The following is a 24,992-nucleotide window of genomic DNA, read 5'->3' on the forward strand; positions in this document are numbered from 1 at the left end:
GGTAAACGGCGGAACAAATACGCGGTACAGAAAATTCGCCCAGATTTTCAGTTATTGAAAATTTGGGCGAATTTCTGATTAATATACTCATTTCATCATTGGTTTGATTGTACCAGCCGGAGGTGGCTAAATATTCTCAAAAAGTGCTTTTAGAATTAATTTCCCTGCATTAATCAAGTCTCTCTTCGGAAGCATTATACCATTTTATGGGCATCACGTCACGAGATAAAGGAAGAAGCTGAACAAGCTTATAATTTGCAATACGGATATTTTTAAGCTAAACTGTAATTACACCTCAGCTGAAGGAGTGAGTATATTATGGCTAATGTTCAACAAGTACAAAAAAGAATGCTTGTAAGTCTGGCACAAATTGCTAAAGATATTAATCTGAATGAGGGAGATTATATCCTAATCGAAAAAAAGGATGATGGTATTTTTTTAAGACCCATTGAATGGGTTGATAAAAAGCAAAAGTATTTTTGGACAGAACAATGGCAAGAGAAAATGCAACAAAGTCAGCAGGATTTAGATAATGGAAACTACAAATCTTTTGAAAGCATGGAGGATGCTATTAAAGATTTGGAGGAACTTGTTAATGCCAGTAATAATCAAGACAAATAGTTTTAACGTTTATTTCTCACTTCTGTCTCCAAAAGAGCAAAAGCAGACGATTAAAGCCCTTCGATTTTTGGCCGAAAATCCCAGGCATCCTTTATTGCAAACTCATAAACTTGAAGGAACTGTATTTATTGAAGCTTATGCTAATATGGATATTAGAATCATCTTTGAAAGAACCAGCGATACTATCGTTTTACGTGCAGTGGGACATCATGATATTCTAAAGAATTTATAATATCGAATTAAATTCCAACGAATATTACAAATAAGAGAGAAGTTGCAGTTTGAAAATGCAGCTTCTCTCTTTTCACATCTGTATAGTAAAACGCCCCTATTTGGTTGCCGTAATTTTAACCAAGGAATTAAATTGCTGTTCTACATTATTCTGAGTGACGTAATCAATCTCGAGATTAAAGGTTTGTCCTTCTTCGAACTTCAAGGTATCTCGGCCATTTTGATTATCCAGTTCCGAGAGATATAAATCAAAATCAGTTAATCCATCAACTCGATATCCATTGTCGCTCTGTGGCAATACTGCTTTGCCGCTATTATCTAATACTGCCATGGCATATCCGTTGAGAGGAAGGTTTTTATTGTATATCCATCCCCACTTCAACGACTTACCAAATTCAGAATACCTAATCCATATGGATTTTACGGCTGAGGGTTGACCGAAGGGAAGAGTCACATGAAAGTGTCCATCCGGTTTTTCATCGATGGTTAATTCATTTGGGCCTAATACATCCTGATCCACTCCGATCCAGGAAGCCGAAACATCCGTCAATTGTGTGGGACTGATTGGTGCGGTCTGTTCTTGTTGTTCTTGCGAAGCGGATGCTTGTGACTCAGGCGGTGGAGTTTGAGAATTGGTCGTAACCGGAGTTTGGGAATTGAAAATTCCACATCCTGAAAGGGTAAGAACTAGAATAATTGACATAAGTATTTTTGCAAATTTCATTAAGATTCACCTCTAGTGTTACTTCATTAGAGATTATTCGCTACGTCTTTACATTTTACCTCTTAATTTAGTATATCAAAATTATCAACGTTCAGAATAATGATTAACCACTTTACTCTACTAACATTTCCTTGATAGTACATTTCACATTGAGAATTGCAGCAGCCTCCAAAACTCCGATTTTATCGCAAAGCCTGGCTTTGTCAACCGTCCGAATCTGATCTAATACAATCCACTGCTCAATGGTTTGGTTCATCCCATACATCCAACATTTCGTTGTCAATCTCCTCAGAGATTAACAAAACATCATCGTTATTTTTGTGCATAAGTTCCAATGCCTGCGCCCAGCCTTTGCGTGGGGTGCTCACCGGTTTTATAATGATACAATTGTCTTCCACTACCAATTCCACTTTCGAGTCTATACCACATTGCCTTAAAACAGCATGTGGAATCCGGATTCCTTTAGAATTACCAATTTTAATAATATCCATTTCCATTACAAGCCCTCCTCTTGGTAACTACATTGTAATTACATATTAACAGTTACAATGTTGATGGTGATACATTTCCTTTTCTCCTTGTGAAAATATTCCCAAAATAGAACAATTGGTAAATTATAGTAACAAACCTCGCCCGAAATTAATATAGTATAGAGTAGGACAGACACCTGGGACAAACCTCTCTGTCCTGATTATTTCCAGAAAGGAGTTGGATTGTTATGGCTGTTATAGCCAGCAGCAGAGACAGTGTTATAGTCATTACCCTTCAAACGGGGCAAACCCCGCAGGGCGCACCCATACTGAGACAGCGCAGCCTCGCTAATGTGAGAGCTACTGCCACAGACCAAGATGTTTACGATATCGCTGCCGCCCTTTATGGACTTCAGGATCACTCCTTAATCGGAGTGCGAAGAGACAATCGCGTCGACCTTGTTGAAGCCTAGTGCTCATCGGAGGCATGCTCATGTTTAAGGAAGACAGGAGACTATTCGAGAAGGAAAGGAGTGCCGAGAAATGGCAATCAGTACTAAAAAAGTCTTGCGGATGACCTTTACCAACGCCGCAGGCAAACCGGTGACCATGACTCTTGACCAACCCAAAGAAGGTATAACATCCGCAGAAATCGAAACCGTCATGGACGAAATCATCGCAAAGGACATTTTCTTCACTTCAGGTGGAGGACTGGTTTCCAAGAGAGATATAAAGATCGTGGATACAAAAACGGAAGACATGTATGAGCAACCTGAAGGATAAATGTAAGCTCGCCTAACTTGATTGTGTCAGGCCTGTCCGAGAAACGAATGCGCATTCGTTTCTCGGACGGGCTGTTTTATTCGGTTTAGCACACTCATGGATCCGGCTACATATTCTGTAAATAAATAACAGAAAAGGCAGATGACCACCCTTATGAAGGATTTGACCTCAGATCGCACGCCCCTCGTAATCGCGACTGAAATAAACACCATTAAATACCAGACCAGAAAAGCCCTCCTGGCCGGCGCCATAGAGATTGGCCGGCGCTTGAAGGAGGCCAAGGACCTGCTTCCCTATGGGGAATGGGGCAAATGGCTGGAGGAGTCCTGCAGCTATTCCAAGAAAACCGCCGAAAAGCTGCTGCGCGTCTTTAATGCCTACGGAAACCAAGAGCTGCCGAATTTGAATTATACCCAGGCTTATATCCTCTTAGGAGTCCCTGAGGAAGAACGGGCGCAGTTCATCGCGGAGATTGACGCGGAAGGCCTGTCTACCCGCGAACTGCAAAAGGCGGTTAAGGATCGGAGCCAGGCCCTTCAGGAACGAGACCAGGCTCTACAGGAAAAAGCGGATCTCCGGCAAGCCCTGAATGATCAAGATAGCCAAATAACCCAGCTGACCACTGAGCGCAACAACCTGAAAACTAAGGCAGAGCAATTAAGCAAGTCCCAAGGAGAGCTGGAGACCATGGCCCAAACCCTGGAGACTAAGTTGAACTCCCTTGAGAAAAGCACATCTTACGAAGGCCTCCAAAAGATCAATAAGAACCTTACTGCCGCGCAGCACAAGACCTGCGCCAATAAAATTGCCTTTTTATACGAGAACCTGGACAAAACCTTCAAGCAACTGGTCTGGGAAATGAGGGAATTATCTGCCAATGATCCGGATACCCATGAAGTGTATAAAAACAAAGTACTTGATTTTTTAACGAAAGGTTTGACGGAGAAAATCTGACATACCCCTTATTTCTCTTTCGAGGCCTTTACCGCATGCCAAATACTTGCTGCCAGTCCTCCCCAAATTACGATAATGCCTACCGACATCATGACAATGGCGCTTCCGCTCACGCTTCATCCACTCCTTCATTTTTTCTCCACTTCAAAGCGGCCATAATAATGCCGACCACAATCACAACCAGGGCTACGCCCCAGCCGCAATAGAGCAGAAACGCCGCGGGGTAATCTTCGTAATTGCTTTTCAAGTTATCCATGAGATTCAATATAAACATATACCCTAAGACCCCCGGAGTAACTATTTGTAAGCAGACCTTCCACCACAAACCGGTGCGCAAGTCTGAGGTGAGATTAGCGTGATCTTGGAAGGAGGTTAACTTCTTGAGAAACCAAGAAACAGTAATAACGGATACCAATCCCGCTAAGGCAATCCCAAAGGTGTTGATAAAGTAATCCACCACATCTAAGAAGAACAGTCCCCCTTGGGTGGCAAACAAAATGGATACCAAGGAGGAAAGACCGCCGCCAATCATCACCGCCTTGACCCGGGACAGATTAAACTTATCTTGGATAGCAGCCACAAAGGTCTCCACAACGGAAATTAAGGAGGATAACCCTGCAAAAACTAAGGAGCCGAAGAACATCAAACCAAAAAACCCGTTAAAACCGGGGAAAGAGTTTAAAATCTCCGGAAACACCACAAAGGCTAGGCCTATACCCGCCGTTGCCACTTCTTCAATCGGAAGATTGGCTTGCTTGGCCATAAATCCCAGGGCAGCGAAAACCCCAAAGCCGGCTAAAAGCTCCACACTTGAATTGCTGAAAGCAGCAATAAAAGCATTGTTATTAATGTCAGCCCCTTTGGGCAAGTAACTGGAATAAGTGATCATGATGCCAAAGGCAATGGATAAGCTGAAAAATATTTGGCCATAGGCTGCAACCCATACTTTCGGAGAAGCAATTTCACTCCAATTGGGCTTAAAAAGTGCTTCCAGGCCTATCATAGCCCCGTCCAGGGTCAGGGCGCGAATCACAATAATGATAAACATAACCAATAACAAGGGGATGAAAATGCGGTTTGCATTCTCTATTCCCTTTTTGACACCTTTAAATAAGATTGCTAAGCTAATCACCCAGACCAGGATCAGAGGGATGAGAACCCCGGGAACAATCGACCCCATCGAACCAATGGGCGCGCCGTTGACAATATCCACCCGCTGCAAATATTCCCCCATCAGGAATCCCCCCGGGTCGTTCCCCCATTGCAGCCCTAGGGAAAAATAGGCATAAGCCATGGCCCAGGCAACAATAACCGAGTAGTAGGTAGATATGACAAAAGCGATAGCTACCTGCCACCAACCGATCCATTCCGTCTTTTTATTCAAGCGTAGATAGGTTAAGGGTGCTGAGCCCCGATACTTATGACCCATGGTAAACTCCATAATCAGCATAGGAATACCCGCTGTCAAAAGCGCAAATAAGTAGGGAATAAAAAATGCGCCGCCGCCGTTATCATAGGCTACATAAGGAAAACGCCAAATGTTTCCCAGCCCAACAGCAGACCCTACGGCAGCTAAAACAAAACCGGCTCTTGTACCCCATTGTTCACGGACTTCCACTATTTAATCACCTTTTCATTATTATTTTGGTTTTTAGTAGTTACAGTCATCCTAATCCTGTCCAGGCAATCTAAAAGGACTCCTTAACTTCTCGTTTGTCAACAAGAAACAGTTAAGGCGTCCTTATTCGCAATACTAACTATAATCCGGACAACACTAAAAACCAATTTTTCAACCTGTATATTTTACCATAGAATCATCTAAGTACCAATCCGAAATTTTTGAGTTTTTCAAAAAAAAAAAAATGAATAGCTATTGCTGCCAACACGACAGGTATCCCGAATAAAAATAATTTGGTTGACATAACTGACCGTTCGTGGAAATCTTTGGAGTCGGAATAATTCCCTCTGACTCTATCACCACTTACATACGCCCCAGACATAAAACCCGATATTATAATTGGTATGAATCCAATTATAAACAGACTGTACATAATTATATCCGAATTTTCTAAAATAAAGGAAAGAATTAGGCCAAGGACACCAATAATTATGCCAGGTAATAATGAACGCATATACAATTCACTCCTTCTTCACCCCAAAAGAGAATACTAAGCCCAATTCCATTTATCACAAGCTAAACAATAAGTTGATAAGTTGGTGTCTGGTGTCAAGTGTCAGGCACTGGGTTCTGGGTTCGTTCCTGGCACCGAGGTTCGCTCCCTCAGAATGGCTTACCCATGTCGCTGATCACTTCAAGCTCATTAGTTCCAGAAATCTTATAGACCTTAAACGCACGGCAGCTAGAGCACTCTAAGCTCAACCGACCCGAAAATTTTTCCCATGAACCTTCTGTGTGAACAGTTTCTTTGTTGCACCATTTACATTCCAGCCAGTTCAATCGCTCTTCCCTTACAAAATATATTGGTGGGCCATTGTGGAGACAATTCGTACAAAACAAATAACCATATGCTTCTTGATACATCTTGGAATTGACTCCAACTAATTCATTTGTGCTTCTATTCCTCATCATTAGCCAATCTTCTGTTGATTCAAATAAATCCTGAATATTTTGACTATCACATTGAGAACATCTTACTGTTCTTTTCATTTTCGGATCAATCTTTATGATGTTTCTTATCATAATCAGCACCTCCCATTTTATTAATATATCTTCACGCAATATATATTCGGATGGTGGTACCTTGGAGGAAAGGAGGACTCATGAATCAAAATCAATATCTCCTTACCCTCATATTATACCAGCTATTTGATCAACTAACTGCCTAATTTATATAAAGTTAGTAATTGTAACAGATCCTGCAGCTACCGCTAAAGCACTGGCGTCATTTAATGTAACTGTATAAATAGTGCCAGTTGCATCTACAGTTGCATTCGGTGTAGTAGATGTAGAGTAAACAGTAGAACACAAAAAAAGAGACCAAGACGTCTCATTAATGTATGCTCAAATATTTATAGGATTCTGCCACTTGACTCCGAACTGTTCCAAATGAACAAAGTCTTTGCGATTTGCGCTAAGCACTACCGCATCTAATTCAACACCTGTAGAAGCAATCAAACAGTCGGAGAACATTATTTCATCTCTCTTTATTCCTTGGTTGAATAAAGCTCTGCGCATTAACCCAGCACGTGCGATTCTCGATACAGGAATAAAATAAGTTGATAAGTTGGGATTAAGCTGGTGTAGGCACCGAGGTTTGAAAGCATGTCAATTCGGTTAGGTTATAACTAGAAATTATCATAGTATTGAATCTTCCTTTTTTTAGTTATATACTTAGCTTAGAGAGGAGGATTGTGAAATGGTAATTGCTAATGGTATTCTTATAGAAACGCGAAAACGGCTATCAATGAAGTATATAGGAGAGAATAAAATGATCGATAAATTGATTGTCGACCAAATGGAGCAGGAACTGGGATTAGACAAGATACAGCCGATTACTCTCACACCTTCCGAGGAAAATGTTATGATAGAAGAAGAGGATTACTTCAAGGATTTTTATGAGGAAGAGTTGAAAGTGATTTATGGTAGATCTAAGTGATTTGCGATATAACGCAAAACATGGAGATTTTTTTTTTGCCAAATTTCAAATAAGGGATTATATTAGAAAGTCTCCAGTTTTTGTACTCAGTAATCAATGTGATAAAAATGATGACGTAGTTATCTGTTTGTGTACAAGTCAACCTGCAAAGTCAGAATTTGATATAAAGGTTCAACTTAAGAAAGAAACCTATGTAAGAACCAATAAAATACATACGATTAGCAGAAGCCAACTATTATTTAGAATTGACCACCAGTTTGGACCCGGAGAATATGAAGAGTTAATTAATAAGCTGAAAAAAGCATTAGATTTAAAGGCATAGCAACCTCCTAGAGGTCCTATGTCTTTTATATATGCGTTGTTCAGAGACCATCGTTTTCACCATAGTGCAAGAGCTATTTAATGCTGTTGAGATCGGTAAAGTTTACTCGGTCTCATCAGCACTACTTATCTTGATAAGTTGATAAGTTGGTGTCAGGCACCGGACCTGCTCGCGAGAATTATTATAGCGTATTATCATGGGTATAATATGAGTATAGAATTATGCAAAGTGGGTGGTACAATATGGATAAAGATAAAGAAGTAACAGATCAAACCGACCATGAAGGGGTGCGAGTGAAAATGAGTGCATTAAAAGTTAATCCCACACCCGTAATCAAGGGAAAATACGTACAAGACATCCTAACGGAAATCAAAAGGAAGCCCTCGCAAAAAGCGATTGAGCGCAATGAACGGGCTTACGCTCTTCTTAATAAACTTAGAAAAGGAAATTAAGGAAATTATTTGGAAAGCTCCAACGAAGAACTTTCCAAGGCTCAATCAGAATTGTTCCTCATTGTTTGGGGGGCAGACCCCCTTGCTAAAGAGGCAAAAATCCCAATGCAACAAAGAACAGAAAAAACAGTGAAACTGGCTCTCGAACTTTGCAGAAAACTCGTAACATAATCTGGTGAATCGAGGGTTAAATTTTTCATACTTAAAGAAGTTATGAGGGCCACAATCGTCATACTCAGCGTCTGGCCAAGCAGTCTCATGGTTCCAAGGGTAGAAGAAGCTACTCCGTAAAGCGTTCGATCCACTGAACTCATGACAGCATTTGAATTGGGGGACGAAAAAAAGGCAAAGCCCAGACCGATAAACGCCAGATTAATTATAACAAGTAAAATAGAGGTCTTTTCATCCAGAAAGATAAAAAAGAACAGTCCCAAAGTGGTAATAGCCATCCCAACTGAAGCAAGTATTTGGGAATTAATTCGATCCGATAAACGTCCGGCTAAAGGGGAAAGAGCGGCCATAAGTATTGGCTGGGACAATAGAATCAAACCTGATTGAGAGGTTTCGATATTCTGTACATTTTGAAGATATAAAGACATCAGAAAGGTTAAAGCAAAGGTAGCACTGTAATTAATAAGAGCAGCCAAATTCGAAAAGGTAAAGGCACGATTATTCATAAACATGCGTATTGGCAATAAGGGATTAGAAATTTTAGTTTCATAGACAACAAAAGCAATCAAAAGTGTCAGACCGAGAATAAAGGTTATCATATATTGGAAACCCGCAGTAATATCAGTTAACCCATAGAGAAAGAGCAATATGCCCAAGATCCAAAGAATACCGCCCCACTTATCAAATTTGTCCACTGCCCCCAACCATTCACCAGAGAGCTTAGCCAATGTTAAGCAGAGGACAACTAAAGCAAGTGCAAAGTTAAAATAAAAAATACCTCGCCAACCTATCGTACTGCATATCACGCCCCCTAATACAGGCCCTAATGAGAGACCGATATAGGTCGATGCAGCGCTAAGACCCATCGCTTTTCCACGTTCTTTTGGTGGGACAACTGACGTTAGTATCGCCATAGAGGTCCCAAAAATCATAGCACTGGCGATTCCCTGCAAAACTCTAAAGATTATAAACATCGAGAACGACCAAGCGAATCCGCTGCCTAAAGCCGTTAAGGCAAAAAGGAACATTCCAACTGTAAAGACTTTTTTCCGACCCACAATATCCGCTAAACGTCCAAAGGGAAGTAAAAAAGCAGCCGATGCCAAGAGATAACTGGTTACGACCCAGTTCAGCAAAGATTGGCCAACTCCGAACTCCAGAGCCATCTGTGGGATACCCAAATTGATGGCATTGCCCATAAATGGGGTGATGAAGGATGTTATCATGACGATAGCCATAGTGAGCTTAACCATAGATCGATTTTCTTCCATACTATTTCCCCCTAAAACACTCTTTCTCATCTAAATATCAAGAACTTAATTTGTCCTTACCTACAACTATAATCCTAATCTACCGCGAAACATGCCGAAAACGTGAACGGCTCCAAAGGTAACGCATAAGACGACGCTTCACTCGCTCTTATGATAAACTACCCAAAAATATCCAAAGCCTATTTAATGATAAATTGCACCAATTCATGGACGATTGGCGGCATCCATCATTTCGAATTCACGAATTGGGCCGAACTGACAGGGTGTGGTCAGCTAGTTTGAATATGATTATTCGCTTTACTTTTCGATTCGAGAAAGACTCTGATGGAATAGTTGTATGCGTATTGAGGAACATAGGCGATCACGATCACACAATGAGCCCCCCTTATTAAACACCCAGTCGAATGTGACACAACTATTTTTTAAAAGAACCTCTTTTTTGTGTCCCTAAAAATAAGTGAGAGAGTAAAATTCGCAATTTCTCCTGCGGATTTTACCCTCTCATTTGTTTTCGAAAGTGAAAAGGGGCTGCCTTTTCAATGATTTGTGTACTGATTCCCATGTCTTATGGGCTAACATAAAATAGTACAATTCTTTCCACTTTGTATAGCTCTTAAGAGTGCCTGGTCAGAAGATTCAGGACACACTTTTACGCTTACCTTGCTTTATGCAAAACTACTGAGGTAAGTTGTACTTTTTGACAAGACCAAATTTTGTTAGTATAATTTTGTTAGAAAATTAAAAATTTAGAAAGTGGTATCTATGGATATTGAAACTTTAAAATTATCAATTTTTTTAATATTATTTAACGGAATTATTATAAGAATAATATATCGATTTCGTCTAAATGTATCTGGTTTCCTTCAAAATATACGGAGAGGCCATCGATAGTAAAAACCATAATATTGCCGCAAGAAGGGACATCCTCTTCATGTCGTCTCATTCCCTTCGTCTACTTTTACTTAGAAAAATCAACTGCCGGTGGATTGGTTACATCACCACTTGGTTTGAAGTCATAATCTTTCCCTAGATTATTTATCATTTTACTTACCACATGCATAACACATTAGCTAAAATCAGCCTCGTTGTAACTCAATTATTATATGTTACACATTAAAATATGAAAGGCAAAGAGGCTTATGATTGCAACATCACATGCCCCTTTGCTTTTGAAACTGCTGTCATCACCGATTTGCTCTATTGCTTTTGCCAGGTACCTCTTTTCCTAGAACTCTGCTTATTTTTGTTCTTTATATATTGTACTCATTCGAGCCTTTCTCCAATCATTTCGATGATAATTTTTTCAAAAAATCCGGCTGTAGCAAAGACCAATCTTGCTACTTTGCCCGAGTTTTTCAAGCACTTAATTATAAAGTTTCACGAACAAATCCGAACTATAGTCCTTTATATCGGAAAAGTTAAGCATGTTATACTTTGACTTAATTTCAGAGAAGTATTCGGAAATTAACTCTTTTTTTATGATACGATTAGAGCCCTCATCTTCTGCAAGCCCTCTCCTGGTGATTCTCCAGGGGGTTTCTATGTGAGTCATTTTCTCCAAAATTTTGCCGCTAAAGCATCCAAAATTGACAATAATGCTATCAAGAATCTCTTTTTCAGTTTCGGAAATCTCAAAGTCGTCGTATTCAGAAACATTATCCTCGATGGGGTTATACCCACGATTTTTATATTTATCGTATACATTTCTGAAAACAGGTCCGTGTACCCATGCTTCGCAGTCATTAGCAAACAAATACTCGTAATTAAAAGCCTTATAAAAACCCTGAGCAAAATAAAGCAATTTTTGCAACGCTAAAGGGGTTATTTCAACACAGTTGATGATGAAATATTTTACAACACTGTCAATTTTACCGTCACCTCTCAACATCTCTGTTTCAATTTTTTCTATAGCTTCCTTACAAAGTTTGTAGGCACGTTCAGTGATCTTATCTTTGTTTTCTTCCAATATTTTGATCATATATCCTGAGTCTTCAAGGAGAAGTCTAAGTTTTTCTGAATATTGTTTTGTTGGTACATCGCCATCCAAATATCTAGTTAAAGTACCTTCCCCCCAGTTTAATAGAGTTGAGAGTGGCCTTTTGCCAATATTGTATTTCTCCAAAATACTTTCAATTTCAAATACCTGAATAAGTTGCTCATGTTCCCTATAAGCAATATCAAGCATTTTAAGATTTAGGTCTCTAATTTCACCCACAAATATCTCCTCGCCACACTCATTACAAAACGCAACTTTTGCTTTGTATGTTATTTCTTTTCCTTTAATAACTTTAGTTATTGCTTCTTCCCTAACCGAGAATTCTACGATATCACGACAATTTTCACAGAATTTCATTATTATGACCTCCTCTGATATTTATTAATGTAATACATACACCGAATTCACCTCCATATTATTGTCGAAGATGAACGCGGGGTTACCCAAAAGATGGTCCTTCCCCAAAGATCTACTGTGATAAATCCATCAGGTTTTTGGCTCCTCTCAGTTTCACTTTCTTTCACCCGATAGATACAACACACAGCATTAACGAATTTCACCAAGGCGCTGTTCCTCAATTTCTTTTTCATTATCAACTGCATAGCAAAAGTCCTCATATTGAAGAGCGAGAAATATTTCTCTTTCCTTTTTAGTATCAATTTGATATGTTTCAATGAAATCAGTATTCTTTTGCCGATTCTTATTTATTGAAATCGAATAATTACCCTTTAATATAAGTTTTCTAAATTCATCAAGATATTTTTTTATATGTTCAGGGGTAAAATCCGTATATTTTTTAGTCTCCACTTTCTCTTTCAAAGGCTTTATCACTCCTCTCTATACTATAAGCAAATTATACTCCAATTATACTGACAAAACAATAATATTAGTACTAATTGATACATTTTTTGTTTTGATTAACAGGCCACCCTTTGAAAGCCTTTTCCACCCAAGCAAAATCCATAATATTCAAAGAAAGAGCCCCTTAGTTCACGATTCAAGACAGCTTCATGGAAGTTCACACCCATAATCAAAGGAAAATACGCGCAAGAGATCTTAATTGAAGTCAAGAAGAGAGCCTTCTGCAAAAAGGCTCTCTTCTATAATTGTCTGATAGACAGCTCCCCCCTCTATCCGGCGACTGCTAAACACCCATAGTAAAGGTTTCCGGCAAAGTACTTCCACCATCAATAACCATTTGAGTCCCAGTCAAATAACTTGACTCATCACACCCTAAGAAAGCCGCCAGTTCACCGACTTCTACCGGATCGGCTAATCGTTTCATAGGAATTGCATTGGCGATCCCATCAATAACGCTTTGTGGATTCTCAGGATTGCTCTGCAGCGCCATCTCCTTAACCATCGGCGTCAGCACGTAACCTGGACAGATGGCATTCACCGTAATATTATAATCCGCCACTTCGCGAGCCATTGCTTTGGTAAAGCCAATCAGGGCAGCCTTGGTTGTGGCATAGGCAACTTCGCCCGGATCCGCCACCATATCCCCTGTTACCGAAGACATAATCACGATCTTGCCATAGCTCTGCTTGATCATATACGGCACAACAAGCTTTGTTGTATTCCAAACCCCTTTAATGTTGACATCTATATGGAAATCCCTGTCCTCATCGCTCGATTCCAAGAAGCTGCCGAGTTTGCACACCCCTGCCTTATTAACAAGCACATCAATTTTACCAAAGGTTTCAATAGCCTTGTCCACACCGGCTTGAATACTCTCCACATCGGTGACATCTACCTTCACAGCAATGACCTCAAACCCAAGTTCACGCAATTCCTGCGCAAGCTCCTCTGTGGCGCTTGAGCGAGCTGCCAAAACCAATTTTGCACCATGCTTGGCATATACCCTGGCAATCCCCTCTCCGATCCCCTTAGATGCTCCGGTGATAAAGGCAACCTTTCCCGATAACTTCCCCATTTTCTAAAACTCCTTTTCCCCGTCCGGCGTCATCATCCAAACCCTTTCTTCAGGCCACTTTTTAACCATCATCCAAATCCATAAGACAAGACCTATGCCCATGTAGCCTATAAAGCCGAACCAAGACTCGGTTGTCTGTCCGTAGGCAGTGAAACCGGCAATGACCATAGAAATCACCAGGGCCAGGTATCTCATCAGGTTACCACCCGGCAGTTTATAGGGGCGCTTCCACTCCGGATGCTCCTTTTGCATCTTAATGGAGGAAATAACCGAGATAATGTAACAGGCCGCGCAGGCAAAGGCCATCAGGTTAAAGAAAGCGGTGATGCTTGGCATCATCAGAAACATTACGCTCAGCCCAAAGATTAGAATATTGGGCAGAATCGGCTGCCCAAATCTATTAGTCTTAGAAAATGAAAAAAGCAAAGAGGCCTATGATTGCAACATCACATGCCCCTTTGCATTTGAACGCTGTGTTTTTGGTTTTTCTATGCTCCTTATTATAGGAGCGAGCCCAGCTTTTTACCATGTAATATTTTTACCTCCACCCCGAAATTCTTTAGACTTTAAGTGTTTCTCTGTATTGAGAAGGAGAAGAACCCGTCTTACTCTTAAAAACCTTGCTGAAGTATTCTGTATTATTATAGCCGATGGTTGAAGCAACCTCTAAAATCTTCCTCTCCTCATCCCGGAGTAGAATCTTAGCTCGATCAATTTTTACATCCGTCATAAAATCGATAAAATTAATGCCCGCTACCTTTTTGAAAACTCGGCTGATATAACTTTTATTTAAGAATACACCATGTGAAACGTCTTCCAGAGACAACCTTTCATCAACATGAACCACCACATATTTTCCGATGTGGTAGATGAGTTTATTGTCCAGCATTTGATATTTTTTTACCACCTTAGCCGCCTGGGCAAAATCGCGTTTCCACTCCCGCTTAATTCTCTCTTTGGTTTTAACCATAAATCCCATTTGATAGGTATAGCGTTTATCGTAAATAAATTTTTCCAGCCAGGTTTTTCTTTGAATCAGTTCCTCATAAATTTTTTTCTTAGTCCGTTCTCCCACAACTTGTGAATTAACGGCATCATTTCCCCAATCAGCATAGATCTGTTCTAAAATACTCTCACAGATAAAGTCAGTGTTTCCGCCGCCTAAGAAAATATTTTCAATCAGGGCATTGATCTTTAAGGAGAGTTTTTCCCGCACATACTGCTCCCCAAATCCCTCATAGATCCGGCTGATGGCACTGTCGAGCTGCCCCTCTGATAAAGGTCTCACCAAATAATCAGACGCCCCTGCCAAGAATCCGCCCCGTACCTGTTCATAACTGCTGTCATCACCGATTAAAATAAGATAGATGTCGGAGAGCCTTTGCCTGATGTACCTAATCAAGGCAATATCCTGAACATGACGGTGATTGGTCACAACACAGACAATATCCGCTTTCATTTCTCGCAAACAGTCCATTACATGGTTCTCATCCTGTTCTATCCCCACAAGTTCAAGATCCTGACGTATTCGCCAAAAATCCATTTGCTCTATTGCTTTTGCCATTTCATGTTGTGTATCTACAATGACTACCCTGTACATGATCTCTCACTCCTCCCATTTACTTTGAAACATAAAAAAACAGAGAAAACAACTTGAACGCCGTTGTTCTCTCTGCTTAATTCATAAGCTAGTATAATTTAGTTTATCACAAGCTAAAACATCTGTGTCCTATAATACGTTTCCCATTGTTTGGGGGGCAGACCCCCTTGCTAAAGAGGCAAAAATCCCAATGCAACAAAGAACAGAAAAAACAGTGAAACTGCTATGTGGTGACCTTTTGTTAATCTCACCTAACTTGATGCCATAACTTTAATAGGGTATAATTAGCTAAGAAATAGTATAGATTAAAACCGGGATGTGTCAACATCCCGGCTGTAAAACTGGCCGCAGTGAGCGGCTACCAATGGGTAAAGAGCAAGAAGCTCCCTGGGGAAGGGATGGGCTACTTGCTCTTTTGCTTTCCGTTGATTATTAGAACGACTAAAGTCGCAAACGCCACGGCAAACATCAATGCCTGGTACGTACTCATAAGCCTCACCCCCTTTCCGGGGTTCGGCCGCCCACCCGCCCTATTCAGTTGTACAAACCAAGAATATCATAATTATCACTAATTAACCAAATAATTCTGCTTTTTATTAGTAGGTGTCAGGCACCGGTCTCACCATGTTACATTAACCTACACTTCAATCCCCTGAGTCCATAGTTCGTTTTCGCTTAAGTCAATTTCCGAATCCCAGCTTACACCGTATCCTCCCATATCAACACTCACAGTCATAAAAAGAGCCTTATTCTTAAGGGAAAGAAATCGTGGTTGCTCAATCATATTCTGCATATTGTATTGTTTTATAACGGCATTATCAAACGTCACAATTAAGCTATAATCATTTGTTGCAACAACTTCTTTTACTTTCGGTGGTATCATAAAGTTCACCTACTCTAAGCCCTTTAGTTTTTTGAACTCTTGAGTTTCCCACATATTCATCAATTCTTCTTGATGAATCCTTCCCCATTCAATTACCATCTTCTTGGCCCTATTCGGTAAATCCCCTTCTAACATATCAAGGGTTTTGATATCGAACAATCCGACATATTCACCATATGATGCATGAAAATGAGGTGGTAGATGATCATTAAAGAACAACTTCACTATAATTCCATAGAATCTTGCAATCTCGGGCATTCCGAGGCCTCCTTTAATTCTGATTTCTTTACAGTAATATTATCCCTTATTATACCATTGTCGCATGCGATGGTGAACTAAAATTCTATCCTAATCGTTTGAATCAACCATAAGTTGATAAGTTGGTGTCAGACACCCGGCCCCGGTCTTGTTTTTCCCCAGATGTCAAACTTTGCATAAAAAGAGTTTAGGAGGGAAACTTATATTAAAACAGTTAGGGGGGTGACGTTGTTGTTTAAAGACAGATTGTTACGAGGGGCATTAGCCGGAATAATTTCAAGTTTATTTATGCTTGCTTGGAACTTATTCTCCTATTATATTCTGCATTTTGCTAAAGTAACATGGCTCGAATCATTGAGTCAACTTGTATTAGGACAGCCAGCAAAAGACATTTTAGATTTTCTCGCAGCATTTGGTAGTTTAATTATTTGGAATGGCTTTTTAGGAGGATTCTTTGTTAGTTTCATAATTCCAGAACGAAGTGGAAGTTATTTAGGAAGAGCTGTTTGCTTTGGCTATGTAATCTGGTTTTTTCTCTATTCCATTGGAACTTTATACAAAGTAGAAACATTCCATATTGCCTCTCCGGTAACGGTATTTTCAAATTGGATCGCTGTTATGATATACGGAATTGTCTTAGGTTGGATCACAAAATGGTGGGATACCCATGAAGCATAAAAAAGATGCAAATGATAATAGCAAAGGCAGATTTGACCAAATCATTGCCAAGAATATTTTCCTCACTTCAGGGAGAGAATTGGTTTCAATTCTCTCCCCTTGCGGGAGCCGTTCCGGCGAGTAAAAAGTCAGCCTCGTTCGAATAATGACGCAGTTACCAGCGTCTGGAGCTGCCCCCTCCTCCGCCGGAGCCGCCGCCGCCCCCGAATCCTCCCCCGCCACCGCCACCGCCTCCTCGTCCTCTGAGTAACATTCCTAAAATCAACCCAAAAAAGAAGCCGTTAAAGAAGCGCTGATCCGCATAAATGAGCAGGATGAATAAGATGAAAAATATAACTTTAGCCCACAATGGCAAAGGCTTGTCCTCTGCAGCAGCAGCCGTTGAGGAAACCGGCAGTGCCTGTGGGGCATTGATCTCCAAGGCCACTTGATATTCTTTAGCTGCTTCCTGAGCTAAGGCACTGTACCCATTCAAAATCCCTTGGTTATAATCATTGTTTTGAAAATAGGGGATCATATACTCATCCTGAATCTGACCCGTCTTGGCATCAGGCAAGGCACCTTCCAGCCCATAGCCCACCTCGATCCGAGAGACCCGATCCGTTGGCGAAACGAGGATTAGAAGCCCATTATTTAAGGTTTTATCCCCAATCCCCCATCCCCTTAGGATTGACAGGGCATATTCCTCAGGTGGTGTATCCTTCAGGCTGTTGACAGTCACGACCACAATTTGAGCTTTAGTTTTTTGTTCCAGCGCGGCTGAGGTTTGAATGATAAGTTGTTCTGTCGTCTGATCCAGAACATTAGCCTGATCCAAAACAAAAAATTCGCTGCTCGGTTGAGGGATGGCCAGAGTTGCTGCCCCTAACGGAGAGGCCATCGATAGTAAAAACCACAATATTACCGCAAGAAGGGACATCCTCTTCATGTCGTCTCATTCCCTTCGTCTACTTTTACTTGGAAAAATCAACTGCCGGTGGATTGGTTATATCACCACTTGGTTTGAAGTAATCCTTTTGCCCAAAGCCTAAGATTCCGGCATAAAGTGATGTCGGAAACCTCTTGGTCTTAGTATTATAGACCTGAACAGAATTATTATAGTCCATTCGAGCGGTAGCAATGCGATTCTCTGTGCCGGCCAGCTCATCCTGTAAGGCACGAAAGTTGGCATCCGATTTTAATTGCGGATAGCTTTCGGAAATAGCTAACAATCTTCCCAATGCGCCAGTCAAAGCCTGATCTGCCTGACCTGCCTCTGCCACGCTTGAAGCACCCGCTAATTTTGCTCTTGCTTCGGCAACTTCAGTAAAAACTTCTTTTTCCTGTGAAGCATACCCCTTAACAGTCTCCACCAAGTTAGGAATCAAATCCGCTCGACGCTGCAACTGGTTTTGCACCTGGCTCCAGCTCCCATTGACATCTTCTGAGATCGTTACCAAGTTATTGTACCCTGAGATCAGCATCACTCCCAGAAGGACAATAATACCAACCGGAATTAACCATTTCTTCATCAGTAATCCCCTCCAACTTATTTTAAGTACTCATAATCTTTCCCTAGATTATTTATCATTTTACCACATGCATAACACATTAGCTAAAATCAGCCTCGTTGTAACTCAATTATTCTATGTTACACATAAAAATATGAAAGGCAAAGAGGCCTATGATTGCAACATCACATGCCCCTTTGCTTTTGAAACTGCTGTCATCACCGATTTGCTCTATTGCTTTTGCCATTTCATGTTGAAGATAACAGCTCCCTTTTTTTGATTCATTCCGAGTCCGATAATGAGCGACACGTGAAGTAAGAGCCCCTCATTCAGGCAAGTTTCGAAACCCTAGCTTTCACAAGCTAAACAATAAGTTGATAAGTTGGTGTCAGGCACCGGTCCTCCGGTCCTGGGTCCTGTACTGTCAAGCACGGGGTTCCTTCCCTTTCTTGACATTCTTGCTTATTTTGATGATTTTACTGTTCTTGCTACTTTTTGAGAAATTGGTTATAATACTAGTAGGAGGTGTTTTAGTCATGGAAGTACGTGCAAAAGATAAATCTGATGCTCTTCATGCCTTAGTGCAGTCAGTCCAAATGGGTCAGGTCAAGCGGATTAGACAGTCTCTTGAATCCCTTCTTACGATTACTGCTTTAGAAATTGATCCTGTGCAAGTTAGGATACTACAAAGCTTTGCAAATAGTATTAAACTTGACAGTGAAATGTTATCGACAGGACAGGTAGCCAAGAAATTAGGTGTATCTACACAAGCCGTCATCAATTGGATTGAGGCGGGAAGACTGGAGGCTATTAAGCTTCCTGGCGGGCACTATCGGATCCCGGCAGACCAATTTAGAACTACCATCGAACAGGATACTAAAAGAGAGGTCATTTTTGAACAACTATGGACAAAACGAGAAGGTTTACCTCCAATTGATGAGGACGATTTAGAGGACTTGTGATATGGATCGAGTGTTATTTGATACAACCGTTCTCTGTGGTGCGATCCTTACCCGCGGTATAAACTATAAACTCCTGGAACTTGCCCAGATTCCCACATTATTTGAACCAGTAATTACTGAAGTTGTAGTATGTGAATTCATAGCAAATTGCCGAAGGGGCATGAGAGGAACTATTTACTCCGAGAAGGAAATTGATCTGTTCTTTGAGGGTTTTGCCCCACTCTTAAACTTTGAAAACATCGAGCGTATTCAGGTAGGTCGGCAACTCTGGATAGACCTTACAAAATCAAACCAACCAATAGGACATTTCCTGTATAACCTATTCATGTTACGAACTGGTCAAAGAAAAGAGGAACTGCTGATCACCCTTGACAACGAAGGTAAAAAACTGAAGGATATTGACCCCTGCGACATCCATGTGATGTTTGGAGCACTGGAACACGATTGTAACATACTGTTAACAGCTAATGTAGATGACTTTCCCAAGATATTCGGCAACGTTGAAGTTGTACGCCCTAGTGCTTTCTATGAATACCTTATTAACAAACTCTAACCCCTAATTAAATATGATAAGTTGGTGTCAGGCACCGGTCCCCTTTCTTTGTTGAGTTGAATGGCCCCTTGATTACTCCTGTTTCTTTGATATTATTAATTCAAAGAAAAATTGAATATTTGAAATTTTCATATCTCAAACCATTTAAAGGGAGGTAATCAACATGTTAAAAAAACGTATCTCGGTATCTCAAAAACGCCAAATAACCATCCCAATTGAGTTTTATAATGACATTGGTATCGAAAAAGAGGTTGAGTGTTATATCCAGAATAATGCCATTGTTATACGCCCTGTACGTGAGAGCGGCGGTGAGTTTGATGAACAAATCTTAGCCGACTTGATTTCCCAAGGCTTATCCGGCGAAGAGTTGCTTAACAGATTTAAAGAAGCAAGAAAAAAAATCCGTCCAGCAGTCGAAGGACTAATTGCAGAGGCCGAGCTTGCAGCTAAGGATAAAAGCAAGCATTCCACTTATGATGATGTATTTGGCGCGGAGGATAAGTGAAGATGCATAAACTCATCGTTTTGCCTCCCGCTGCTCGTTTTATAAAAAAACTCAAAGAAAAACCTCTTAAGAATCTTTTCCAAAAAACTGTAGACAAAATTCTTATTGATCCTTACATCGGAGAAGCTAAAAGCGGGGACCTTTCAGGTATTTACTGCTGCGATATATATTACAATAAAACCAATTATGAGCTCGCTTATACACTTGTTGAAAAGCCAACTGAAACTATTGTTATTGTACTTGCTGGTACTCGTGAGAACTTCTACGAAGAACTAAAACGGTACACGAAACAATTACAATAAAACCTCCTAATCGGGAGGTTTCCTCATGCAAGGATGCCTCTAAATTTGACCGTTGCGTCCGATAATAATTCTTACATTCAGTAAGAGTCTTGTTTCAGGGCAGATAATTACTATCTATAAGTCTGTCAGGCACAGGGTACCTTCCACACTGGCTGCTCTGCCCATAACCCCTGCTAAAAGTACCGTCAAGATTCAACACGGATAACGTCACACGTCATAAGCGAGCATAAAAACAAGTCACCCCTAGCATTATTTGCTTGAGGGTGACTTGTTTTTATGACATTCCCGCCCTGGATCAAGAAAATAGTTAAATTCAATAAAAGAGAAATCTTTTCATGTGGCAAACCGTATAATTCTTTTTTTCCGTTTATAAAATCTGAAAGCCAATTAATTTCAATGTCAGTTACTTTATTTAAAGTGTTTAATGTAATTTTGTATTCTTTAATAGCTATCAATAGCTTTTCCCTTAAATCAACGGGTTCTAAAGCAATCCTTGTTGTTTGCATTGTGGCTCCTTTCTGTGTTTCTTCCATACTCGTATAATTTGTGCATCTTTTATATTATAGCCCATCTAACATAAAATGTAATTATTCCCATTATCCTACTTCGAGGAATAATATTTAATTGGCTGTTTAACCGGAATGGTGGCTCTGAAATTCTGGAACCATGGTTCTCTCAATCCGAAATGATGGCTCATTTTGACCCGGAGTATTCATACAGTTACGTGCCATCTAATTAGCTCTAAACCCAGTTTGCTTTACATCTTCAATTCTTGTTTGTCCAATTGCTCTAACTATTTTTTTAACTAAGCATTGTCTATTATCTACAAACCTATGTCATCTATAAAACTACTAAAAAAACGGGCCAAAACATGCACTATTTGGCCCGTTTTTCACTTCAAAACCGCTACCTATAGTGGCTGACCTGCCATATTTGCCCTTCAAACCACTATTCATCATCAGAACTATACTCTCAACGGCCGTGTGCCGTGAGGAATATCCCGCTGGCAATCAGCGAATTCATGACGATCATGGCTTCTGCCAATACGGCGCTGGCTAGCACAATTTTTGATCCAACCCAGCTTCTGAGGTTAGCTTTTCAAGATTTTAAAATAGCTTTTCGTCCCAGTTCCCGAGCAGTTTGGCTTTTTTGGGATTTTTGGTTATAATTAAGATGGAGGTGTCTCAAATGCAAACAACACAAGGAATCCGGAAATATCATAGTCGTCGTCCATTAACGGTTGATTTAACAATTGATTCAATTGTAGTTAACGGTAAAAAAACAAAATATTCCCAACGCGCAGGACGAGTTTTAAGGACTAGATATTTAAAGAAGTTGGCTTATTCAAGCAGCCTTGAACAACTGAGAAAAAACCTCGAAGCGTTGATAGAAATTGATTGTAAAGAAGCTCAATTACCAATTCTTACTTTTCAATCCATTCAAGAGACATTACGTTTTGTTGGTTTTGAGAATAAAGAAATGTGGAACACAGGTAAGGTGGCTAAAAAGCTTGGAATATCAAACCAAACAGTGGTCAACTGGATACGCGCTGGTAGACTCAAAGGATTAAAATTGCCCTCTGGTCAATATAGAGTATACGCGGATCAATTTAGGACAACTGATGCTCAGGATGCTGAATTTGATGCATTTTTTGATGAGATGGCTGAACGTCATAAAGATGTTTTGCCACTGAGTGATGACTGTCTGGAGGATCTATAAAATGGAACAGATAACGTCACACGTCATAAGCGAGCATAAAAACAAGTCACCCCTAGCATTATTTGCTTGAGGGTGACTTATTTTTATGACATTCCCGCCCTGGATTCATGCCACAATTGCTGGATATCTCTTCTACTGGGTAATATTTAACGAACTGGCTGGCAGTACAGCATGAAGATTACCTTGAGCATCTAGAGAGAAACTTTTCCATTAAATGAGAATAATTTTCAGTGTGACGCATTCGTAAGATGTTTTTAATACAAACCTTTAACTCTGCAATAACATACTATATGCCTTAAATTTAAAGATGTATAATTCATGAAAATACGTTCAAAGGAGTTTGCTCATGAATATTTCATCTTTTTTTATATACTGTGTTATTGTTACATTTACACCTGGGCCTACAAATATTGTTATATTATCCACAGCACATAATTTTGGGACAAAAAAGGCAATGGAATATTCATATGGAGCAACAATTGCATTTGGTTTATTACTTGGTATTTCCGCTGTGTTGAATACTGTACTTATAGCAGTAATACCAAAGATTATCATTGTTATGCAGATCATCGGAAGTTTCTATATACTCTATCTTGCTTATCAAATATATAAGATGGATGTGTCAGAGTCGGCTGAGATACAAACCGCTACGTTTGTTTCTGGCTTCCTAACGCAGTTTGTAAATCCGAAAGTCGTACTGTTCACAATGACAGTCATTCCAAGCTTTGTTATGCCGTATTATACTGCTCCGCCAGCACTTGCAGTATTTGTTGCAGCTATAACAATTATTGGATTTTGCGCATTTGTTACATGGGTTCTCTTCGGTGTACTGTTCAAGGAATTTTTGAAGAACTATCAAAAGACTGTTAATATAGTTATGGCATTATTTTTAGTTTATTCTGCGATACTGGCATCTGGGGTAGTTGAGATAATTAAGAGGTGATTCATATGGACAGATTTATATATAAAAAATCAATTGGTGTTACTGTGTTGTCAGCAAGCTTTGCTGATTTTAAATATAAAAAGCACTCACACAAGGAGTATGCATTAGGTGTAACTCTGCGAGGTATTCAGCAGTATAACTTAGACGGTAATTTTCAATCATCCTATCAAAATGGTGTTATGCTTTTTAATCCGGAACAGCCGCATGACGGTATGGCACATGATAAGACAGGTATTGATTATGTTATGGTATATATTAAGCCGGAACTGTTTTTAGAGATTCTTGAAAAGAAGGATATAGTCCGTTTCTCTTCTCCAATTGTGTATAATTACAGGCTTCAACAAAGAATCCTAAACCTTTCTTTTGCAATATTAGGTGGAAAAGCTGAAGCATTGTGTAGTGAATTACTTTTATCTCTTGCCGATAGCTTTACCCAACCCAATCTTCTTGTGAGCTACAGGAAGGATAATGATCTAACCAGAAAAGCAAAGGATATGATTCATTGCAGCCTGGAAAATGTACTGAGACTTGATGACATTTGTAGAGAACTTGATCTTTCAAAATTCCAGTTTATCAGAATGTTTAAAGCCGGTACTGGAATTTCGCCCTATCAATATTTTCTAAACTGCAGGGTAGAACTTGCAAAGCAGTTAATAGAAAAGACCAAAGATGTTTATTCGGCAGTAGCGGAATGTGGTTTTGTTGATTTAACCCATTTAAATAAGCATTTTAAAAGTATCTATGGAATAACAGCCTTTGAATATAGGTCCTCCCTACGTTAGGGAGGACTAGTGACTAAAAGAAAGGTGTGAGCAATATAATGAATATCCTATATTTCTCGAATTTCTACAGCACTTTACCCAAGGAGCTTGTGGTGGTTGCCGGAGTGACAATTTACGGTGCCCTATAGAATGCCATGCCAAAACTTGTAATCAACAACTTGGTGTTGATTTTTGTACAGGCTATCTTATTTACCACATGTATTAGGAAAACTGCAAAAGTCTTTATTCTATGCGGAATAAGGGAATATCAAAAATAAATATGGACTATCACATTACACAGGATACCGCCCCAATAGACAAGATGGGCGGTATTTTTGTGTTCAGATTCCTATCTTACCCAATTGATTATTAACTGGCACTTTCTAAACCTTTATATATCACACAACAGGCTCAACAGGAAAATTCATTGTATTCCATGCCGCAATGCCGCCTGTCAACTCTAAAACATCGAAGCCGTTTTCCAACAATATAACGGCAGCATGGGCAGCCATATTGCACCAAGTATCCCAACAGTATACGACAATCATTTTATCCTTTGGCAATTCACCCAGCCGATCTGCGAGATCCTTCAACGGGATGTGTTTTGCGCCAGCCACTTTCTGTTTCATTACTTGGGGCGGTGCATTGCGCACATCGACGACTAAAAATTTCTCCGGTTCGGCCTTTTCTGCCGTTTTGACACTCCCCTTGGATGAATCCAGGGGATTCCAGGTTCATCATACCGGCTTATGCCGTGTACTCCCCAAGCTTAAACCGCGTGTCCCGCGGC

General features: G+C 40.1%; 38 protein-coding genes. 18 read left to right on the forward strand and 20 right to left on the reverse strand.

Annotated features, from left to right (window positions below):
- Positions 1-318: 318 nt before the first annotated feature.
- On the forward strand, positions 319-621 hold the full coding sequence (locus tag BUB11_RS06785) for an AbrB/MazE/SpoVT family DNA-binding domain-containing protein (protein ID WP_073028783.1): 303 nt from the start codon (positions 319-321) through the stop codon (positions 619-621).
- Positions 596-853: a type II toxin-antitoxin system RelE/ParE family toxin gene (locus BUB11_RS06790; RefSeq protein ID WP_073028784.1), complete on the forward strand. Its 258-nt coding sequence runs from the start codon at positions 596-598 to the stop codon at positions 851-853. The genes BUB11_RS06785 and BUB11_RS06790 overlap by 26 nt, the downstream gene beginning before the upstream one ends.
- Before the next feature lie 96 nt (positions 854-949).
- On the opposite strand, the gene BUB11_RS06795 is transcribed toward BUB11_RS06790, so the two are convergent.
- From BUB11_RS06795 to BUB11_RS06805, 3 genes are all read right to left on the reverse strand, one after another.
- On the reverse strand, positions 950-1,576 hold the full coding sequence (locus BUB11_RS06795) for a hypothetical protein (RefSeq protein WP_073028786.1): 627 nt from the start codon (positions 1,574-1,576) through the stop codon (positions 950-952).
- A 112-nt stretch (positions 1,577-1,688) separates the two neighbouring features.
- On the reverse strand, positions 1,689-1,832 hold the full coding sequence (locus tag BUB11_RS06800; protein ID WP_242947474.1) for a type II toxin-antitoxin system PemK/MazF family toxin: 144 nt from the start codon (positions 1,830-1,832) through the stop codon (positions 1,689-1,691).
- Positions 1,816-2,073 carry an AbrB/MazE/SpoVT family DNA-binding domain-containing protein gene (locus BUB11_RS06805; RefSeq protein ID WP_073028787.1) on the reverse strand — a complete coding sequence of 86 codons (258 nt, stop codon included), beginning with the start codon at positions 2,071-2,073 and terminating at the stop codon, positions 1,816-1,818. The genes BUB11_RS06800 and BUB11_RS06805 overlap by 17 nt, the downstream gene beginning before the upstream one ends.
- A gap of 221 nt (positions 2,074-2,294) precedes the next feature.
- Between BUB11_RS06805 and BUB11_RS06810 the strand changes: the two genes are divergently transcribed.
- From BUB11_RS06810 to BUB11_RS06820, 3 genes are all read left to right on the forward strand, one after another.
- Positions 2,295-2,519 carry a DUF1659 domain-containing protein gene (locus BUB11_RS06810; RefSeq protein ID WP_073028789.1) on the forward strand — a complete coding sequence of 75 codons (225 nt, stop codon included), beginning with the start codon at positions 2,295-2,297 and terminating at the stop codon, positions 2,517-2,519.
- Between the two features lie 70 nt (positions 2,520-2,589).
- A complete protein-coding gene (locus tag BUB11_RS06815; protein ID WP_073028790.1) occupies positions 2,590-2,829 on the forward strand; it encodes a DUF2922 domain-containing protein in 240 nt (79 codons plus the stop codon).
- Between the two features lie 153 nt (positions 2,830-2,982).
- Positions 2,983-3,783 (forward strand): DUF3102 domain-containing protein, encoded by an 801-nt coding sequence (locus BUB11_RS06820; RefSeq protein WP_073028792.1) that lies wholly within the window; start codon positions 2,983-2,985, stop codon positions 3,781-3,783.
- Positions 3,784-3,791: 8 nt separating this feature from the next.
- Here BUB11_RS06820 and BUB11_RS26905 read toward each other — a convergent pair whose 3' ends face one another.
- The 5 genes from BUB11_RS26905 to BUB11_RS28010 form a co-directional block, all read right to left on the reverse strand.
- Positions 3,792-3,896: a methionine/alanine import family NSS transporter small subunit gene (locus BUB11_RS26905; RefSeq protein WP_073028794.1), complete on the reverse strand. Its 105-nt coding sequence runs from the start codon at positions 3,894-3,896 to the stop codon at positions 3,792-3,794.
- The gene (locus BUB11_RS06830) at positions 3,893-5,401 is read right to left on the reverse strand and encodes a sodium-dependent transporter (RefSeq protein ID WP_073028796.1); all 1,509 of its coding nucleotides are present in this window, start codon (positions 5,399-5,401) and stop codon (positions 3,893-3,895) included. Before BUB11_RS06830 ends, BUB11_RS26905 begins: the two co-directional genes overlap by 4 nt.
- 196 nt (positions 5,402-5,597) lie before the next feature.
- Entirely contained in the window at positions 5,598-5,915 is a 318-nt protein-coding gene (locus BUB11_RS28185) for a DUF5316 family protein (RefSeq protein WP_073028798.1), read from the reverse strand.
- A gap of 149 nt (positions 5,916-6,064) precedes the next feature.
- Positions 6,065-6,484 carry a hypothetical protein gene (locus tag BUB11_RS06840; RefSeq protein WP_073028799.1) on the reverse strand — a complete coding sequence of 140 codons (420 nt, stop codon included), beginning with the start codon at positions 6,482-6,484 and terminating at the stop codon, positions 6,065-6,067.
- A gap of 321 nt (positions 6,485-6,805) precedes the next feature.
- A complete protein-coding gene (locus BUB11_RS28010; RefSeq protein WP_143187560.1) occupies positions 6,806-6,979 on the reverse strand; it encodes a type II toxin-antitoxin system VapC family toxin in 174 nt (57 codons plus the stop codon).
- A 181-nt stretch (positions 6,980-7,160) separates the two neighbouring features.
- Between BUB11_RS28010 and BUB11_RS06845 the strand changes: the two genes are divergently transcribed.
- The 3 genes from BUB11_RS06845 to BUB11_RS06855 all read left to right on the forward strand — a co-directional run bounded on the left by BUB11_RS06845 (position 7,161) and on the right by BUB11_RS06855 (position 8,174).
- Positions 7,161-7,400: a hypothetical protein gene (locus BUB11_RS06845; RefSeq protein ID WP_073028801.1), complete on the forward strand. Its 240-nt coding sequence runs from the start codon at positions 7,161-7,163 to the stop codon at positions 7,398-7,400.
- A complete protein-coding gene (locus tag BUB11_RS06850; protein ID WP_073028803.1) occupies positions 7,384-7,722 on the forward strand; it encodes a type II toxin-antitoxin system PemK/MazF family toxin in 339 nt (112 codons plus the stop codon). The genes BUB11_RS06845 and BUB11_RS06850 overlap by 17 nt, the downstream gene beginning before the upstream one ends.
- A gap of 242 nt (positions 7,723-7,964) precedes the next feature.
- A complete protein-coding gene (locus BUB11_RS06855; protein WP_143187561.1) occupies positions 7,965-8,174 on the forward strand; it encodes a hypothetical protein in 210 nt (69 codons plus the stop codon).
- A gap of 41 nt (positions 8,175-8,215) precedes the next feature.
- On the opposite strand, the gene BUB11_RS06860 is transcribed toward BUB11_RS06855, so the two are convergent.
- The 8 genes from BUB11_RS06860 to BUB11_RS06900 all read right to left on the reverse strand — a co-directional run bounded on the left by BUB11_RS06860 (position 8,216) and on the right by BUB11_RS06900 (position 16,289).
- A complete protein-coding gene (locus BUB11_RS06860; RefSeq protein WP_073028806.1) occupies positions 8,216-9,616 on the reverse strand; it encodes an MFS transporter in 1,401 nt (466 codons plus the stop codon).
- 1,363 nt (positions 9,617-10,979) lie between these two features.
- The gene (locus tag BUB11_RS06870; RefSeq protein WP_073028810.1) at positions 10,980-11,969 is read right to left on the reverse strand and encodes a type II toxin-antitoxin system antitoxin SocA domain-containing protein; all 990 of its coding nucleotides are present in this window, start codon (positions 11,967-11,969) and stop codon (positions 10,980-10,982) included.
- Between the two features lie 189 nt (positions 11,970-12,158).
- A complete protein-coding gene (locus BUB11_RS06875) occupies positions 12,159-12,431 on the reverse strand; it encodes a hypothetical protein (protein ID WP_073028811.1) in 273 nt (90 codons plus the stop codon).
- Positions 12,432-12,756: 325 nt separating this feature from the next.
- On the reverse strand, positions 12,757-13,548 hold the full coding sequence (gene ucpA, locus BUB11_RS06880; protein ID WP_073028813.1) for an SDR family oxidoreductase UcpA: 792 nt from the start codon (positions 13,546-13,548) through the stop codon (positions 12,757-12,759).
- 3 nt (positions 13,549-13,551) lie between these two features.
- Entirely contained in the window at positions 13,552-13,896 is a 345-nt protein-coding gene (locus BUB11_RS06885) for an APC family permease (RefSeq protein WP_207650030.1), read from the reverse strand.
- A gap of 211 nt (positions 13,897-14,107) precedes the next feature.
- Positions 14,108-15,148 carry a response regulator transcription factor gene (locus tag BUB11_RS06890; RefSeq protein ID WP_073028816.1) on the reverse strand — a complete coding sequence of 347 codons (1,041 nt, stop codon included), beginning with the start codon at positions 15,146-15,148 and terminating at the stop codon, positions 14,108-14,110.
- A gap of 637 nt (positions 15,149-15,785) precedes the next feature.
- Complete coding sequence (locus BUB11_RS06895; RefSeq protein ID WP_073028817.1) at positions 15,786-16,031, reverse strand: DUF2442 domain-containing protein; 246 nt, start codon at positions 16,029-16,031, stop codon at positions 15,786-15,788.
- Positions 16,032-16,040: 9 nt separating this feature from the next.
- Entirely contained in the window at positions 16,041-16,289 is a 249-nt protein-coding gene (locus tag BUB11_RS06900) for a DUF4160 domain-containing protein (protein ID WP_073028819.1), read from the reverse strand.
- Between the two features lie 231 nt (positions 16,290-16,520).
- On the opposite strand from BUB11_RS06900, the gene BUB11_RS06905 reads away from it, so the two are divergent.
- Entirely contained in the window at positions 16,521-16,967 is a 447-nt protein-coding gene (locus BUB11_RS06905; RefSeq protein ID WP_073028821.1) for a hypothetical protein, read from the forward strand.
- The gene (locus BUB11_RS28190; RefSeq protein ID WP_143187562.1) at positions 16,957-17,091 is read left to right on the forward strand and encodes a DUF2922 domain-containing protein; all 135 of its coding nucleotides are present in this window, start codon (positions 16,957-16,959) and stop codon (positions 17,089-17,091) included. The genes BUB11_RS06905 and BUB11_RS28190 overlap by 11 nt, the downstream gene beginning before the upstream one ends.
- Before the next feature lie 30 nt (positions 17,092-17,121).
- On the opposite strand, the gene BUB11_RS06910 is transcribed toward BUB11_RS28190, so the two are convergent.
- Together BUB11_RS06910 and BUB11_RS06915 are read right to left on the reverse strand one after the other, a co-directional pair.
- The gene (locus BUB11_RS06910) at positions 17,122-17,895 is read right to left on the reverse strand and encodes a TPM domain-containing protein (protein ID WP_073028822.1); all 774 of its coding nucleotides are present in this window, start codon (positions 17,893-17,895) and stop codon (positions 17,122-17,124) included.
- 25 nt (positions 17,896-17,920) lie between these two features.
- On the reverse strand, positions 17,921-18,478 hold the full coding sequence (locus BUB11_RS06915) for a LemA family protein (protein ID WP_073028824.1): 558 nt from the start codon (positions 18,476-18,478) through the stop codon (positions 17,921-17,923).
- Between the two features lie 515 nt (positions 18,479-18,993).
- Here BUB11_RS06915 and BUB11_RS27750 point away from each other — a divergent pair.
- From BUB11_RS27750 to BUB11_RS06935, 4 genes are all read left to right on the forward strand, one after another.
- Complete coding sequence (locus tag BUB11_RS27750; RefSeq protein ID WP_073028826.1) at positions 18,994-19,419, forward strand: MerR family transcriptional regulator; 426 nt, start codon at positions 18,994-18,996, stop codon at positions 19,417-19,419.
- A gap of 1 nt (position 19,420) precedes the next feature.
- Positions 19,421-19,972, forward strand: coding sequence for a hypothetical protein (locus tag BUB11_RS06925; protein ID WP_073028827.1), 552 nt, complete (start codon positions 19,421-19,423; stop codon positions 19,970-19,972).
- 163 nt (positions 19,973-20,135) lie between these two features.
- The gene (locus BUB11_RS06930) at positions 20,136-20,477 is read left to right on the forward strand and encodes an AbrB/MazE/SpoVT family DNA-binding domain-containing protein (protein WP_073028829.1); all 342 of its coding nucleotides are present in this window, start codon (positions 20,136-20,138) and stop codon (positions 20,475-20,477) included.
- Positions 20,478-20,479: 2 nt separating this feature from the next.
- The gene (locus BUB11_RS06935) at positions 20,480-20,779 is read left to right on the forward strand and encodes a type II toxin-antitoxin system RelE/ParE family toxin (protein ID WP_073028831.1); all 300 of its coding nucleotides are present in this window, start codon (positions 20,480-20,482) and stop codon (positions 20,777-20,779) included.
- Between the two features lie 185 nt (positions 20,780-20,964).
- Here the strand turns inward: BUB11_RS06935 and BUB11_RS06940 are convergent, their stop codons facing one another.
- Positions 20,965-21,312 carry an HTH domain-containing protein gene (locus tag BUB11_RS06940; RefSeq protein ID WP_143187563.1) on the reverse strand — a complete coding sequence of 116 codons (348 nt, stop codon included), beginning with the start codon at positions 21,310-21,312 and terminating at the stop codon, positions 20,965-20,967.
- 655 nt (positions 21,313-21,967) lie between these two features.
- Here BUB11_RS06940 and BUB11_RS06945 point away from each other — a divergent pair.
- The 4 genes from BUB11_RS06945 to BUB11_RS29170 all read left to right on the forward strand — a co-directional run bounded on the left by BUB11_RS06945 (position 21,968) and on the right by BUB11_RS29170 (position 24,428).
- Positions 21,968-22,498 carry a helix-turn-helix domain-containing protein gene (locus tag BUB11_RS06945; protein WP_073028834.1) on the forward strand — a complete coding sequence of 177 codons (531 nt, stop codon included), beginning with the start codon at positions 21,968-21,970 and terminating at the stop codon, positions 22,496-22,498.
- Positions 22,499-22,844: 346 nt separating this feature from the next.
- On the forward strand, positions 22,845-23,441 hold the full coding sequence (locus BUB11_RS06950) for a LysE family translocator (protein WP_073028836.1): 597 nt from the start codon (positions 22,845-22,847) through the stop codon (positions 23,439-23,441).
- 5 nt (positions 23,442-23,446) lie between these two features.
- Positions 23,447-24,223 (forward strand): AraC family transcriptional regulator, encoded by a 777-nt coding sequence (locus BUB11_RS06955; protein ID WP_073028838.1) that lies wholly within the window; start codon positions 23,447-23,449, stop codon positions 24,221-24,223.
- A gap of 49 nt (positions 24,224-24,272) precedes the next feature.
- Positions 24,273-24,428 (forward strand): DUF3795 domain-containing protein, encoded by a 156-nt coding sequence (locus BUB11_RS29170; protein WP_143187570.1) that lies wholly within the window; start codon positions 24,273-24,275, stop codon positions 24,426-24,428.
- A gap of 172 nt (positions 24,429-24,600) precedes the next feature.
- Here the strand turns inward: BUB11_RS29170 and BUB11_RS06965 are convergent, their stop codons facing one another.
- A complete protein-coding gene (locus BUB11_RS06965; RefSeq protein WP_073028840.1) occupies positions 24,601-24,924 on the reverse strand; it encodes a rhodanese-like domain-containing protein in 324 nt (107 codons plus the stop codon).
- Positions 24,925-24,992: the final 68 nt, after the last annotated feature.

Source organism: Desulfosporosinus lacus DSM 15449 (assembly GCF_900129935.1).
Taxonomy (GTDB): domain Bacteria; phylum Bacillota; class Desulfitobacteriia; order Desulfitobacteriales; family Desulfitobacteriaceae; genus Desulfosporosinus; species Desulfosporosinus lacus.